A 15,686-nucleotide genomic window follows, 5' to 3' on the forward strand; every position below is an offset into this window, starting at 1 on the left:
TTTCTCCTTTGATATTTTATATCTCCATGAAGTCTACCTACGTAAGAACTCCCGAAACTAACATTCTGATACTACGATGATGATTACCAGATTCTCTCTTCATTCCATAAACATCCTTTCATTTTTAAATTTTTGCAAACAAAAAAGCCACTATCAAATGGCTTCAAAATATTTCATTACTAATAAAGTTGGGTGTTTCACAGTTGGTTTTCACTTGTTTTCACCATAAAATCCAAAATCACCACTTAATTATTCAAGCCATACATTTTTCTTCCACCTCTACCTCCCCAACCATTTCCTTCTGTGTCAGTTCATACAAGCCAAGCATACTATTAACAAGCGCTTAACCGTTCTGATGTATCCAGCGCCTTGAATTCAACATATCCCAAAAGCACCACCTGATGCTGTTATAATGTAAATTTAACTAATTCCCATTATTCGTTTCTTCTTTATATCAAATTCTTCTTGAGTGAGAATACCGCAATCCAATAACTCTTTTAATTTTTTTAAAGATTCAATTTGATCATCAATAGACCTTTCAATTTTTCTCACACTCTTCGTGTTTTCTCTTCACTTGTTTTTTTTTCCTAATAGACCTTTTGTGACACTTACACCTTCTGTCAAGGCATCAATACCCAAAGCATCATTTACGACATTTATAATACCTTTTACTTTTGATGCACCTCTTTCAGACGTCGACTTTCCCGTCACAAATTCATAGACAGCCCCCACAAACTTTCGAGCTTCAGATTTCGATAGAAAATCTAATGTTATTTCTACTTTATAATCACTTTACTTGAGTTGAGGAATGTCATTAAAAATTTTTATATCACCCACTGGAAATATTTTTATGTCAACCTCCTCTTTCGAAAACATTTTCTTTGATTTTAGTATAAGAACAATGTTTATATTTGTCAGTATAACTTCTCTATGAGTAATACTTGTTAGAAATCCTTCGGTATTTGGTTTTCTTTCATCAATACTTGCGTTGCCTTTGTAAAGCACTACCTCGTTTGATTGTAAAGAATAGTTTTCCATAATCTTTTCTCCCTCTTTTTTTCAAGACCCATTCCAATACAAGTTCCACATATATTCTGTAAATAATGGGTCTTCTAAATTAGTTTCTCATATCTATAGTTTCATTTTTCAAACTAATTGTACAAACTATAAATCCTCGCTTCCACCTCTGCCTCCCCAACCATTTCCTTTAGTGCCGGCTCATATAAATCAAGCTGAGGTTTGTAGATAGCCTCTAAATTCTTTTTAAATTTAACCAGATCTTCTATCTCTCCTCTGGCATTGGTTTTATAATCGATAATGGTATAGTCATTGTCTTTAACAATCACCAGATCGATGATCCCACGCATATAAAGTGGTTTTGTTTTTTCCACTTCTTCTAAATTCAGAAGATCAACCAACTCCGATGCCTTTTCTGATTTCACCTGCAACTGGAACGGCAGTTCAGTATAAACAGCATCCGCACAACTGGAAGCCAGATGATTTAAGAACTTACTGGGATTTATGTGCCCGGCCACTGGTTTTTGAGCCTCTAAACAGCAGGATTCAAAAGCCGATTGATGCTTGATAAATTCGCTATGGGCATCCACAATCCCCCAATGCTTTAGTTGATCTTTTTCATGATTGATAATATTCTCAGCAACCCCGGGATAATCCAGCATTCCGTCACAGATCTGCTTTGTTTCCTGGGGACATGCAATCATGGGTTCCAACTCTTTCCAGGCCGTATTCCTTACAACTTTCCCCCGGCTATCGATGCGATCCCCAGATGCAACAATGAGCGCTTCTTTGCCCGGGTGGATGCCACATAAAGTAACCAGAGATGTTCTTCCCTTTTTAAGGCGTCCTATATGGCTTTGGCTTTATTCCAACCATCCGGCTTTCCAATGTAACTACCATATTTATCTTTCTGGATGATAAATTCCTTTTTAATCCCATCGTCCTCGATAAAGAGCATCGTGTCGTTGAAGCCGGACACACCAGTTGAAGGATCCGCCAGAAGAATCACATTAGCTTCAAGCCCCTTGGCTTTGTGGAGGTTCATGATTCGAACGGCATTGTACTCACCATCTTCTTCAATCAGATCGGTGATCGACATTTCTCGATCCAAGGCATTCTCGGTGAGACTTTGTAACCTTGCGACAATATCTGAGAAAGTCGAATAGAGCTCAGCCCTGACCACTTCCAATAGCTGTTCCACATTTCCCATCTTTTAAAATTTAAACATAATTCTTTCTATCATTTAAATGCTGCCAATATTGAATGTTGTTAGCCTCTAAATGATAGCTAGCAATGTATGAATTTATGTCTTTTAATCTTCAGTACAACTTTTTCATTTCGAATTTTCATTAATCTGGACAACAATAAAGCACCAAATTATTTATACAATTAGAATACTAGCATCTGTCTACTATTTATAGCTCAAAACTCCAATACTTTCAGTCTTATGAATATAGTCAACCTTATAAATTATTCGAGGCTAATTTCCTTATTCAAATTAAATATGAGAATACGTCTTGAACCAATAGTTTACCGGTCTCATCTTCGATATTAATATTGTAAATACTTGGTATAATTTCTGATTTAGATAGGAATAAATTAGTCGACGAAGTTAATACAAAATACGGGGTCCTTTGGCTTGCGTTGCTGAAAGAAAGATATAGAATCAATTCGGACATCATCCGCATGTCCCGAAAACAACAGCCTTAATCGTTTCGATAAACCCATGGTTTATTAAAGTGTACCAAAAAAGAAACCAAAGCTCTTCTGAAAATTGACCAGAATAGCTTCGGTTTCTTTTGTGATCATTAATAAAGGGGGTATCACTGACTAACAAAATGTTATTTTACGACACCCCCATCCCTTTTTTTATAATAAAAATCAAATACGAACGCACAAAAATTTACTTATCATTTTCGTCATTTTTATTTCGACAGCGGTCCAATCTGCCCTGCCCGAAACGCCTTGCTGTATTTCCGGCAGTGTTTATCCTGTCCCATTAATGCATAAGTAGCAAAAATCGTACCCATTAGATCCCGATTAAGCGGATCCATCACTGCAGAGTCCATGCCGGCTTCAATGGCAAAGGCCATGGCGGTTTTATTCAGTAGCGGTCGTACCGGTAAGCCAAAGGAAATATTGCTGATCGCACCGGTCACATGGATAGCTGGATACAGTGCCTTGATGGCTTTAATTTCCGCCGCAAAATTTAACATCGAATTGTTTTCAGTGGACAACGCCATGACACAGGGATCAATGTGAATCCGATCCGGGGTGATATCATATTTAGCCGCTTTTTCCACCATACTTCTGGTGATCGCCACTTTGGTATCCAAATCACAGGGAATCCCGTTATTGTCGCAGGTCAGTCCCACCACTTCCCAGGTATTGCCTGCCATCAGCGGGAGTAGCACCTCGCACTTGTCCCCTTCTTCGGAAATGGAATTAAGCATCCCGGGTTTGTTGGCATATTTAAAAACTGCCTCAATGACCCGGGGGTTGGGACTGTCGATACACAGTGGGGTATCGGTGGCGTCCTGAACAACTTCCATCAGCCATTTCAAGGTTTCAATTTCATATTCCGGGGCGGTGCTGGCGCATACATCAATAAAGCTTGCGCCAGCTTCTGTCTGTTTGACCGCCCGATCAGCAATAAAGTCGGCGTCTCGTTTTTCAATGGCTTCCTTGACCACTGGGATGGTACCATTAATTTTCTCTCCTATAATAATCATAATCGCTCCTTAGTAGTGTTTTGATTCCTGAAATTTAGACCAGTCCCTGACAGATTTTAACACCTTCAGCGGCATTAGTAGTAAAAGCATCAGCACCGACAAATACGGAGGATTCTTTGGTTACAGGGTTTCCACCGATGATAACTTTTGCGCTCACGTTAGCAGCTTTGAGGGCTTCTACGGTATCTTTCATAGAATTAATAGCCAGGGTTAAAACACCGCTCATGCCGATTATCTGAGGTTTGATCTCCTGAGCTTTTTTAACAAAGGTATCCACTTCCACGTCAATCCCCAAGTCAATCACTTCGAATCCCGCTGCCTCCGACATGCTTTTGAAAATATTTTTACCGATATCATGCAAATCACCATGGACGGTGCCTAGGAGAATCGTTCCAATTACAACTGAAGCACCGCCGCCTAAAGCTGGTTTTAAAGCATTGATGGCCTCGGTTAATAGTTCCCCAGCAAAAATCAGATCACCAACGAAGTATTCGCCTTGTTCAAAAAGCTCTCCGACAATTGTCATCCCTGCCTGGCAAGCCGCAACTGCTTCCAGCGCTTCTGCTTCTGAAGGACTTGTATCCGTAAATTCCTTCAGCATTTCCATAACCAGATCTTCTTCAAGATCTCCCAAAGCTTGTGTTAAAATTTTTAAGTCTAACATATTTTTCTCCTCTTTAATTTGTCGTTCATCTTTTTTTATGAGAATTTCCGTAGTTTAAATCGGCATCCTCATCATCAAAAATTAAATTTTCTTTATACCGCATCTTCTATTCAAAAAGATCAGGCGCATTCTCGCGTCCATTTTTCATTTAAAATTCAATTACCGGCTTTTTCTTTAACGCCATAAAATAAGTGGCAAATGGTATGATACTGAGTCCAATATATATCATAAAAATCAGATTATAACTACCCGTTGTATCATATATTAATCCTGCAATAGGAATGGCAAGTGCTGCAACAAGACCAGCGATACCTTGAATAAATGACAGAATTTCCCCATAAGCCCTTTCCCCGAAAAAGTCTGAAACGATGATGGTTAGTGGAAATGAGGCTGTTGACACGGACAATCCATAAATAATGGCAAAAACCCCTGCCATGACTGGTGATTGAATCAATAATGCAATCACCATGGCAATGATAAATAAAACGGTCCCATAAGTTACGCAAATACTGACGTTAAAAACATCATTTATTTTCCCCATTATTATTTTTCCGATGGCATTAGCTCCGCTCAATAGTGAGATCATAACACCCACCACCATTGGCATTAAACCAATATCCAATAGATAAGAAGGAATAAAATAGGTTACCCCGACAAACACAATCGAATACATCACAACAGTTATCGTACAAAAATAAAATGCGAATGTTTTTCTGGCTTCTTTAAGTGACAGTCCACTTTTTTGACCTTGTCTCTGTTCTTCATAAGTTGTTTCAGCTTGGCTTTCTTCTTTATTTTGAGTAGCTGGTTTTTCCTTAATTACAAAAACAACAACGGGCACCAGTAAAACGGCCAGAATTATTCCTGAAAATGCCAGCGTGTATTCGAATGATTTTAAGTCAATAAAATAAATGACTAATGGGCTAAAAACCATCGCTCCGATTCCGGTTGATGCAAGAATAATTCCAAGCGCACCACCCCTTTTATCGCCAAACCAGTTCAGCATAAGGATACTTGCCGGAATAACCGTAGCGACAGAGAGCCCCAGACCAATCAGAATACCAGCGAAATAAAACATCGGAAGAGTCGTTGAAAAGCTCATAAACAGTACCCCTGCAGCAATCATAATTACGCCGGATATCATTAAGAACTTCAGACTCAATTTTTGGGATAATTTACCGTAAGAAAAGGCCCCAATACTCATGGATAAGCTTAGCAGACTCATGACAACAGAAAACTGCCCGCGACTGAAACCAAACGCCTCGCAGATGCTCACCGAATATAGACTGATTGATGAATAGGCTAATCCATATCCCATAAAACAAATTAAAAAACACCCACCACAGATCATCCATCGTTTCATTGATGAATTAGTACTTTTTTTCAACAATAACACCTTCTTCAATCAGAATATGATAAGCTGCAGAGAGTTCTACAGCTTAATTGTTAAATTACTCATTCAGTATCTAAATATCGTTTACATACTGGTAACAGTTGTTATAAATTGAATCAAGAAGCCTTCCCGCATTTCTTCCGGCAGAAACACCAAACTTTCAACCGCCTGATTCCATCCCTCCGGATAAGTTAAAAACGGGTTATCTATTGCTGAATCTTTTTCTTCGAACATCATTTTGTCCTCCTTCTTAATAATTTCTAATAAATTCATTTACCGCCAGTAGATTTTCCCGGGCACAATCATTTCTAAATGAAACCATTTTGTTTTGACTAAAAATAAATCCGTTTCCCAGTTCATCAATTAATTTTTTTGAGTAATCGATACATTGACGGGGCGTTCCATTACCGAGCAAATCGGTTGTCATTCCCCCAGCAAGACAGATGTTAGGCAGTTCTTTATGAATTTCAAAGATGTCATCTTGTTCTAAATGAAGAATAACATGTCCTTTGGGAATATCCTGAAAAAAATCTTTAAAGCGGAGCATGGTACTTTCACAAAAAATGTAAATGGTCTTATCTTTTTCCACGACCTTGTCAATAATTTGTTTTAATTGGGGCCAATAAATATCCTCAAACTGTTTAGGACTAAGGATGGCATGAGCCAGCATTGGAAAGTAAGTATCACACACATAGGCACTTGTATCCAGATCTAAAGCTGCATCCAAAGCCGGCAGCATTTGGGTTTCGAATTTTTTTTCAATGACGTCTTTCAATTCCGTTCGTCGTTTTCTTAAATCAATTGATACTTCTTTTATCCCTCGATAATTATTATGTAAATACTCAAACGGATGCATTAAAACTGCATTCATATTAAAAACAGATGGACAATGATATTCCTGAACAAATTTATTCGTCATCTTATCATTGAATTGACCATAAGCCATCAATTCCTGAACAGCATTTATGAGTTTTTCAGGTGTTGTATCTGGAAACTTTCTGGCAAATACTTTTGTCCATAAAAATTTCACTTCATTATCTAATAATTCCTGATATTCATCTGATTTCATCAATACGTGATCATAATAATTAATTGATTCCGTTTTGTCGTTGACCTCGTGATCACCTCCACCTAGTGCATCAGTGACACGAATGGGATTTCGTGTGCCCAAATCCATATAAGCATCAAAGTGATACCGTTCATGAAAATCACATACAACTCTTTCCATTTTATCGTAATCATTCATCGCTTCACTCAGTTTGTAAGGTGAATCCAGTATTTTCCAGGTAAAGAAATTTGACAGATTGGGAACCCTTTCGGTTTTCTTTAATTCAATGGTATCTTTGAATAATTTAATGCGATCTTCATAAATATTTTGATCACTCATTTTGTACCTCCAATTAATAAAATAAAATCTGGCATCGCGACTACCCTGTACATGTACATGTTAATTCTATTTAGCACATTTGTCAACTATTTTTGTAAAATATTATTTTTTAACAAATCCATCACAGGATTTGATTTTTTATTGAATGCTTGATATAGTATAGTTCAAAGCAAATCATTATAAAGGGGAACTTCTGTGATAAAAGATGAAATTGTTGAAGCAGTCCGCAATTTGGATGAGGATTTGGTCTTAAATTTAGTGTCCCAGGCTGTAGCCGATGGTTTAACACGTAAAGAAATTATCCGTTATGTCATCCTGGGGATGAATGAAATCGGGATTCTCTACGAAAGCCTTGACTATTATATTGCGGACCTGATTATGGCCGGCTGCGTTTTTAAAAGCGTCTTAAATTTCTTTGATGATTTGAAACAGACGGGTTCGTCATTAACAGCAACTGAGCGAACTGGCAGAATTCTAATTGGTACTGTCGAAAATGATATCCATGATATTGGAAAGTCTATTTTTACCAACCTGGCGTTAACTGAAGGTTATGAGGTAATTGATCTGGGGGTTGACGTCAAACCGGATCGATTCTTTGAAGAGGCGCTAACAACAAAGCCGGATATTTTAGCCATGAGTGGTATCATTTCAAATGCCATTAAATCCATGACGGAAACAGTCAACCTGTTCAAGAAAAATTTTATCAGAAATGATTTTAAAATAATCATCGGAGGACTTTCCCTCTCTGATGATCTTTTAAACTATATCGGAGCTGATTTTGCAACAAAATCTGCGGAAACCGGGATTACAAAATGTAACGAATGGATGCGCGAAAAAAATGGCCAATAAAACACCCCTCTCAAAATATCAGATTATTGTTAATGCTATCAAAAAAGACATCGGAGATGGCATTTTAAGGCCAGGTGATCCCCTTCCTTCCGAGAATTACATGAGTCAAAGCTATGGAATCAGCCGGATGACGGTGAGGAAGGCTCTGGCGGTACTGATCAATGAAACCTATATTCACAGCGTTCAGGGAAAAGGTCACTTTGTCAGCAAACCAGACTTCACTCATTTTGACATCAATTTCAAAACACATGATGATCAGGATTTTGAACATAAATTGCTGTCTGTAGATATTATTGATATGAGCGACGATCTTCGTATTCGCATGCAGAATTTCACTCAAAAAAAGATCATTGAAGTTAAACAACGCATCTTCAATAATGGTGAGATCGTCGGATATGATATAACTTATCTCCATTACAATCCTAAAGAACCGGTACTGGAAAAAGAGTTTCATTACATCAATATTGACGAAAATGCTGCTACTGGTGAAAAAATTAAAAAGCATGTAACCTTGGCTGTCCTGTCTTCTGATGAGCACATTTCTTCAATTTTAGAAGTTGAAATTGGCTTTCCGATTATTCAAATCGAAGCGACAGCCCGAAATGAGGTCAGTCAAATCATACGCTATGGAAAGAGCTATTTTAAAGGGAACGCCTTCAAAATTCGAGGTCAGTAATTATGGATACTAAGCTATACAAACAAATCGTCAAAGACATTTCAGATAAAATAATCTCAGGCGAGCTGAAACCTGGCAGTCGCTTACCCTCAGAAAACGAACTAATGGATATTTACAACGCCAGTAAATCAACCATTGAGAAAAGCATGATGATTCTTGCTCACGAGGGCTATATCTTGACGATTCCGCGAAAAGGAAATTACATCACCAGACCGGCACTTGATCATTTCAGTTTACATTACCGTGAGGATGAGCTTCTTTCCAGTATGTTTGCCGGTCTCAATGATTTTGACTTTTCGATCACACCGGTTGGATCCAAACGACAATCTTTGGTCATCAATAAAACTTTTGATATTGATAAAAAAAACATATGCTATGCCACCAAACAGTATTTTTTTGAAAATGCCAATGACTTTCAATTAAATAAAAATCAATTGCTGACAAAAACAGATTTGGATATTTTATTACTTTTCAATAAACCGTTGGAACTTCAAAAACAGATCACTTTGGTTGCCGACTTCTGTCCAGAAAAAGTTGCTGAAAAAATTGATGTTGCACCGCAAAGTGCTGTTTTTTTTATTGAAATCCTATTTACGCATCGCAAAACACTAACAGAAGTAGCACAATTTAAGACCTATTTCAACCCTCATTATCTCCACCTTAATTTCTCTACATAGTTATCCTATTCTAGCCAGTTTAGCTTATAATTGCTCGTATTTTTGTTTAGGATTTCGGTTCATCAGAAAAATCAGCATCCCGGCAGCAAACAGGGACAGCCCGGCACCAAAAATAAACGGTGCCTGAGGTCCAAAAAAGTTCCATAACAGGCCGGCGATGACGCTGGCGTGCAGCAGGGCAATCCAGTTCGCACGGCGCTGTTTCTTCAGCTGGAGCCGTATAGACACGTTTCAAATCGGCCATAAGCGGTTTAAGATCTTTGTTGGAGACAAATCTGGTACGTTATTTCTTATCTGATGAATCACGCATTTCTGAAGCTCTGGTTTCGGATAAACAGCGGCGATCGCCTCGGGAAATCCGGTAAGGCCGTCAATGCCGGCGATCAGAACATCTTCCACGCCCCGGTTTTTTAGATCGTTCATGACTAACAACCAGAACTTGGCGCTTTCATTTTCGCCAACCCACATCCCCAGGACATCCCGGAATCCTTCCATGCATGTTAATGCCAATAGCGATATAAACGGCTTTTTTTATAAACCGTCCTTCACTTCTCACATGAAAATGGATTGCATCTAAAAAAATAGGCATAGATTTCTTCCAACGGGCGTGATCGCCATTCTTTGACAAGTGGCAGAACTTTGTCTGTAAACCGGCTGATCGTGGAGTCTGATATATCCAGTCCATAAAGATCTTTAACATGATCTTCAATATCTCCGGTGGGCATGCCTTTGGCATACATGGATATTATTTTCGCCTCAATATCCTGGGACAAGGTATTCTGATTCTTCCGGATCTATTGCGGCTCGAACTCGCTTTTTCTGTCTCGAGGAACATCAATTGCCATATCACCAAAGCTCGAATGTACAGTTTTTCAAATATCCATTTCGGCTGTTGTCGGTCTCCTTGTTTCGATAATCATATTTCGTGTAGCCCAGTCCATCATCCGGTTCACCTTCCAGGCTGTTCTCAACAACTTGGGCAATTAATTCTTTGACGAGATCGTTAATGTCATTACCATCTTTGATCGGGTTTTCCTTCAAGAATTCTCCGATCAAAGCCCTCCTTCGTTTTTTCTCTGGACTTTCATCTCTTCTTCCCATAAAAATACCTCCAAACTGATTTTATTCTACATCAGTTTGGAGGTTTACACAATTTTTGAAACGGTCTCTTTGTATTTTTCATTTTCACGAACTATCCAGGTTTGTAAATAATTCAGGTTTAATACTGATCTCCATGTTAAATAATTTAAATTAAAACTCCGTCCTCATTACTTTTTCGACAAAAACCCGCGTCACTATTGGATCAAATTGTGTTCCTGAGTTCTTTTTTAACTCTGTAATCGCTTCTTCCATACTGATCCCCTTCCGATAAGGACGATCACTCGTCATGGCATCAAAACAGTCTGCTATAGCAACGATTCGTCCTTGCAATGATATTTCTTCGCCTTTCAGACCTTTCGGATAACCCTTGCCGTCCCATCGCTCATGATGTTCCTGAATACAATCCGCCATTTCTGAAAAATCACTGACAGAGTTGAGAATTCGATAACCAATCTCAGGATGTTTTCTGATTTTATCCCATTCATCATCATTCAATTTTTCCGGCTTGTTCAAGATATTTTCATCGATCCCTATTTTCCCAATATCATGAATCAGACCTGCTGTACGGATCATATTTATTTCTTCTTTATTCATCCTGAAATAAAGTCCAATTTTTTCGCAGATGAGTGCAACACGCATCGAATGGATCATTTCCCGACTGCTTTTTTCATAAAGGATGTTCATGATCAACTCAACCGTTATATTGCGTGTGCTGGCTCTTTCGTAGAGTTTGTTGCGATACATTTCATCTTCGGCCTTTTCAATGATTCTCTGATTAGATTCATCTTTTGTCTTTTTTGTATAACTTCCAAAAGCAATTGAAAGATTAATTCCTCTGATTTTTTCATTAGCAGCTAGTGTTTCCATTCTTTTTATCAATAATGCTGCTGTTTCTTTATCCGTCCGAGGCAGAATAAAAATAAATTCATCTCCTCCCAATCTGGCTACCACATCATCTTCCCTGCAATTGTTCTTAAAAATGTCTGATATCTTTTTCAACAGTTCATCCCCTACTGCATGACCAAAAGAATCATTAATTATTTTCAATCCATTGACGTCTGCCATGATCAGTGTCAAAGGATAGTTTTTTTCCTGATCAAGGTTTTTCAGCATATCTTCAAAATAGCGTCGATTATACAATCCCGTCAGGTAGTCATGATAACTGATATATCGAATTTCTTCCTCCTTTCTTTTGATTTTGGTAATATCCTGAATCGTTCCAAAATTGACAACATATCCTTTAGTCTGATCAAATCGGGGGCATATTCTTGCATTAACAATCCGTTCCTCACCATCTGGCTTTAGTATTCTGAAATCAAGATCAACAATAGACTCTGTATTTTTTGTTTTTTTAATATTTTCCAAAACCTTGGTCCGATCCTCTGGATGAATGAGACTAGTCAGATTTTCTATGCAACTCACTTCCTGTATTGTCTCAACTCCCAAAATTTTTAACACCTCGTTTGAACAGGAGACTTCTTCAAAAGACTGACTGAACTCATAATTTCCTAAACTTGCCAGTCGTTGGGCTTCAAGCAAAGCTTTTTGTGATTTTTTTCTGACCCTATATTCTTTTTCAAGTGATCTGAATAATTGAATCGATTGTTCCTGAGCTAATTTTAAGACTTGATCCTGTTTTTTGATAAGGGTATCCAAACGCTCAAGTTCATTACGTTTTTTTACATTGTCATTTTTTATCTTTTTCATTGCTCGAATTTGAGAACCCAATACATATTCATCGATGGGTTTCATAATAAACCCTGTCCCGCCACATTCCAAAGCAAGAACTTGTTGTTCTTCATTCAGTCGATATGAAGAAATAAAGACCAACGGAATATCCACAAGATTCTCATCGGCTTTCAATTGGCGGCACATTTCAAAGCCATAAAGTTCCGGCTTAATAATATCCCAAAGAATCATATCCGGTTTTTCCATTTTTGCAACTTGACTTCCTGTTTTTCCATCTGAAGCTATAAATACAAGACATTCAGGAAAAACGCTTAATATAGTAGCTTCTATTTCCATTGCATTTTCCTGGTCCTCATCAATCACTAATATTTTTACTTGTATCTTTTGCAAATTTTCACCTCTTGAAGGCTTCACTTTTGAGCAATTGACTCTTCCTGTTACCGCATTCATTAAAATTATTTCTTGTTATTTGACAGAATGATGATAAACCAATGGAGCTTTTTCAATAATTATTTATTGTCTTAACGCAAATTGATCAATACTCTGTGTCAGCAGTTATTATTTTATTTTCTTAACGTAAATTGACTAATGGTTTCTTTTAAAAGTTCCGCTTGACTGAAGAGCTCTTCACTGGCAGCCGCACTCTCCTCAGACGTTGCTGAGTTTTGCTGAACGACCTGCGCCACCTGCTCAATTCCCATACTGATCTGGGCGATACCTGTTGCCTGATCACTTGAAGCCGATGAGATATTGCCAACGAAGTCTGTTATTTGTGAAATACCCGTTACGATATCCTGCAAAGCCATTGCTGTTTCATTAGCCATTCTGGTGCCATGTTGAACTTTGCTGATGGAGCCTTCAATCAAATACGCTGTTTCCTTTGCCGCTTCGGCACTCCGAGCTGCCAGGGTTCGCACCTCTTCAGCCACGACAGCAAAACCCTTGCCATGGACGCCCGCTCGGGCCGCCTCAACTGCTGCATTTAAAGACAAAATGTTTGTTTGAAAGGCAATTTCATCAATAACCTTGATGATTTTTGAAATATCTCTTGAAGATTGATTGATCTCGACCATGGAATTCTGCATTTCTGCCATTTGAAGATTGCCAATATCGGCATTTTTACGCACTAAGGCGGTTAATTCGCGAGTCTGATTGGCACTTTTTGCGTTTTCTTTTGTCTGATTGGCAATTTCCGTAATCGATGCGGTGAGTTCTTCAATGGTACTGGCCTGTTCGGTTGCTCCTTGGGCTAAAGACTGACTGCCGGCTGCGACCTGTCCAGCACCTGAATTGACCTGCAATGCCGCCGTATAAATTTCACTTAACAATGTATTTAATATTTTAATGATAATGTTCAGAGACTGTGAGATTCCAACAAAATCACCACTAAATTCCGAAACATCTTCAATGTTTAAATTGCCATTTCCAAGCGCTCCTGTCACTGTCGCTATTTCATCAATAACATGATTCAATTGATTGACGGTCGTATTAACAGATTGCTTCAGTTGGTCAAAAGCACCTTCATACTGACCAGTGATGCTGGTTTTTAAATTTCCTGCAGAAATTGCATCCATTACAGCCGAAACTTCATGTAGAGGTTTTTCGACTTCTTTCAAAATATTATTCATCCCTGAAATAATCGCTTTCCAGGAGCCGCTAAATTTTGATTCATCTGCGCGCACTGCCAGATCACCCGTAATGATGGCACTGGATAAGGTTCCTGTGTCTGAGATCAAATTGCCGATTGATATTTTCACAATACCAAGACTATCGTTAATATCTTTGAAATGCTCATGAATTTCGGTTGTATACTGATTTCCTGTTTCTAGATTCATATCAAATTCGAGATTTCCATCCGCCAGCAGCAGTAAATTTTTTTGAAGACGTGCTACCTCTGCGCTCGTGTATTGATTTAAACTCACCAATGACGTTAGATCGATGGTTATTTCAATGAAACCGATCTTTTCGTCTTGATTATTTTTTATAAAACGGGAATTCTTCTGATTGTGAGTCCCCATGAACTCAAAATTAAAGGTTGTAAGGTCTTTCGTAATCAGCCGATAAATACTGCAATTCTCCGAGCATTCTTTTGAATTGCAATTTTCCACGCCATAACTGCAGACTTTTATGCCATTGGCGGTTTCCCGGTTTTCAATAAGTCCTGCCGCCTGCAGTAAGTTCTCCAGGGTTTTGTTGTAAAACAAAGCATGGGCATTTGAATCCAGAATATGCATGGGGAAGGGAATGGCATCCATGGCATTCTCATACAATGCGATTTTATCAGATAATTTAATGACTGTTTTATTAATAGTATCAACCAAATCAGAATAAATGCCTGTAAGATTGGAACCCGCTGGACTTGCTTCGTTAGGGTTCATGCTGGCCGACAATTTTCTAACATTCTCTTCCAACATGGAGAGCGATTCCCCAATTGAGATGAGATTTCTTCCCAGTAAGTCATTATCCAATATTAGCTGCATTTCAGAAGAAAATTCACCTTTTGCTAATCGGTCAGCAGCATCCACGTATACTCTCATTTTATTTGTCATTGCCAAAACAGCCTGGCCCAGTTTATCTGTAGCATCATCAATCGCTATCAAATCAATGTCTATCTCTCCAACTGAAAGTCGTTCCAGGACATCAGCCAATGTTGATGATCGCTCATTATGTTTAGATGATAAACTAAGCAGCGAGCCCAAATTCAAACAAAAACCAACACCCAAAATTGCCAGTATGATTGTCGAATAATAGTGTATGAAGAATTCAGATGGACCATTTTGATTAAAAATAGCTAAAGCCACACAGCCAATCAATAAATAGATCGTTAAAATCGGGATACATAATTGTAATAATTGTTTTCGTATATTTTTTTTCATGATTTTTTACCTCGTATAATAGTTTTGTAAAGGAAATTCTAACATTTCAATTGATTGAGCAGAAATTGCTGTAGTTCGAAAACGTATTCACTTCAAACGTTTTTTGAGCAATTATTTTAATACAATTTAAACCAAAATATCGTTCTTTTTTGAAAATAAAATTCAAAAGGCAATATTGTTCATAAGTTTTGCTTATGCTTCCGAAAAAGTCATCAATAATATATCGAAATTCGCAAATAATCATCACAATCTAATTGAATTTGCAGACGTCCCTAATAGAGACTATTTTTTTCTATTAATACAAAGCTATTGAAAACCGATTACTTTTGCATTTGTTTTTCATTAAAAAGGGAGAGCAGACAAACTCTCTTGTCACTTTCAATCTGAATCAGCTAATTTACACGAGTTTTTTTGTTGTTGTTTAATTGATTGTCTTAGATTGAGCGATATAAATCATTGATACAGGATTTCTGCATAGCGTACATGGCCCGGAAATAAGTGCAGGTTGCAACTCTGCAATAGCTGAGAACCAACATGTGACTTTCATCTGTCGATCTCACCACAATGTCTCGAAGTGGCGATTCCAGATTATTATCAGATGAGCCTCCGACATTTGCGACAATCA

The 15,686-nt window shown here is 38.1% G+C and carries 15 protein-coding genes and 1 pseudogene; 3 read left to right on the forward strand and 13 right to left on the reverse strand.

Features of this window, described 5'->3' with window-relative positions; translation table 11 throughout:
* Positions 1-420 precede the first annotated feature (420 nt).
* The 9 genes from GH808_RS15740 to GH808_RS02785 all read right to left on the reverse strand — a co-directional run bounded on the left by GH808_RS15740 (position 421) and on the right by GH808_RS02785 (position 7,193).
* A complete protein-coding gene (locus tag GH808_RS15740; protein WP_186841284.1) occupies positions 421-552 on the reverse strand; it encodes an SHOCT domain-containing protein in 132 nt (43 codons plus the stop codon).
* A gap of 240 nt (positions 553-792) precedes the next feature.
* Entirely contained in the window at positions 793-1,038 is a 246-nt protein-coding gene (locus GH808_RS02750) for a hypothetical protein (protein WP_186841285.1), read from the reverse strand.
* Between the two features lie 113 nt (positions 1,039-1,151).
* On the reverse strand, positions 1,152-1,721 hold the full coding sequence (locus GH808_RS02755; protein ID WP_186841286.1) for a PD-(D/E)XK nuclease family protein: 570 nt from the start codon (positions 1,719-1,721) through the stop codon (positions 1,152-1,154).
* Between the two features lie 143 nt (positions 1,722-1,864).
* Positions 1,865-2,218: a hypothetical protein gene (locus GH808_RS02760; protein WP_186841287.1), complete on the reverse strand. Its 354-nt coding sequence runs from the start codon at positions 2,216-2,218 to the stop codon at positions 1,865-1,867.
* A 724-nt stretch (positions 2,219-2,942) separates the two neighbouring features.
* The gene (locus GH808_RS02765) at positions 2,943-3,749 is read right to left on the reverse strand and encodes a methyltetrahydrofolate cobalamin methyltransferase (protein WP_186841288.1); all 807 of its coding nucleotides are present in this window, start codon (positions 3,747-3,749) and stop codon (positions 2,943-2,945) included.
* 34 nt (positions 3,750-3,783) lie between these two features.
* Positions 3,784-4,413: a cobalamin B12-binding domain-containing protein gene (locus tag GH808_RS02770; RefSeq protein ID WP_186841289.1), complete on the reverse strand. Its 630-nt coding sequence runs from the start codon at positions 4,411-4,413 to the stop codon at positions 3,784-3,786.
* Between the two features lie 148 nt (positions 4,414-4,561).
* A complete protein-coding gene (locus GH808_RS02775; RefSeq protein ID WP_186841290.1) occupies positions 4,562-5,800 on the reverse strand; it encodes an MFS transporter in 1,239 nt (412 codons plus the stop codon).
* Between the two features lie 90 nt (positions 5,801-5,890).
* Positions 5,891-6,043, reverse strand: coding sequence for a hypothetical protein (locus GH808_RS02780; protein WP_186841291.1), 153 nt, complete (start codon positions 6,041-6,043; stop codon positions 5,891-5,893).
* A gap of 13 nt (positions 6,044-6,056) precedes the next feature.
* Positions 6,057-7,193: a uroporphyrinogen decarboxylase family protein gene (locus GH808_RS02785; protein ID WP_186841292.1), complete on the reverse strand. Its 1,137-nt coding sequence runs from the start codon at positions 7,191-7,193 to the stop codon at positions 6,057-6,059.
* Positions 7,194-7,388: 195 nt separating this feature from the next.
* Between GH808_RS02785 and GH808_RS02790 the strand changes: the two genes are divergently transcribed.
* From GH808_RS02790 to GH808_RS02800, 3 genes are read left to right on the forward strand one after another with little or no spacing between them, the layout of a single operon-like run.
* Positions 7,389-8,042, forward strand: coding sequence for a cobalamin B12-binding domain-containing protein (locus GH808_RS02790; protein ID WP_186841293.1), 654 nt, complete (start codon positions 7,389-7,391; stop codon positions 8,040-8,042).
* Positions 8,032-8,718, forward strand: coding sequence for a GntR family transcriptional regulator (locus GH808_RS02795; protein ID WP_186841294.1), 687 nt, complete (start codon positions 8,032-8,034; stop codon positions 8,716-8,718). The genes GH808_RS02790 and GH808_RS02795 overlap by 11 nt, the downstream gene beginning before the upstream one ends.
* A 2-nt stretch (positions 8,719-8,720) precedes the next feature.
* A complete protein-coding gene (locus tag GH808_RS02800; protein WP_186841295.1) occupies positions 8,721-9,395 on the forward strand; it encodes a winged helix-turn-helix domain-containing protein in 675 nt (224 codons plus the stop codon).
* 24 nt (positions 9,396-9,419) lie between these two features.
* Here the strand turns inward: GH808_RS02800 and GH808_RS02805 are convergent, their stop codons facing one another.
* From GH808_RS02805 to GH808_RS02830, 4 genes and pseudogenes are all read right to left on the reverse strand, one after another.
* A complete protein-coding gene (locus GH808_RS02805) occupies positions 9,420-9,623 on the reverse strand; it encodes a hypothetical protein (RefSeq protein WP_186841296.1) in 204 nt (67 codons plus the stop codon).
* Positions 9,526-10,496 (reverse strand): annotated as a pseudogene (locus GH808_RS15745) (IS256 family transposase); the annotation flags it as partial. The gene GH808_RS02805 and the pseudogene GH808_RS15745, both read right to left, overlap by 98 nt.
* Before the next feature lie 150 nt (positions 10,497-10,646).
* A complete protein-coding gene (locus GH808_RS02825) occupies positions 10,647-12,635 on the reverse strand; it encodes an HD domain-containing protein (RefSeq protein WP_186841300.1) in 1,989 nt (662 codons plus the stop codon).
* A gap of 113 nt (positions 12,636-12,748) precedes the next feature.
* On the reverse strand, positions 12,749-15,061 hold the full coding sequence (locus GH808_RS02830; RefSeq protein ID WP_186841301.1) for a methyl-accepting chemotaxis protein: 2,313 nt from the start codon (positions 15,059-15,061) through the stop codon (positions 12,749-12,751).
* Between the last annotated feature and the right edge of the window lie 625 nt (positions 15,062-15,686).

Origin of the sequence: Acetobacterium fimetarium, assembly GCF_014284475.1 — a bacterium.
GTDB classification, from domain to species: Bacteria; Bacillota; Clostridia; order Eubacteriales; family Eubacteriaceae; genus Acetobacterium; species Acetobacterium fimetarium.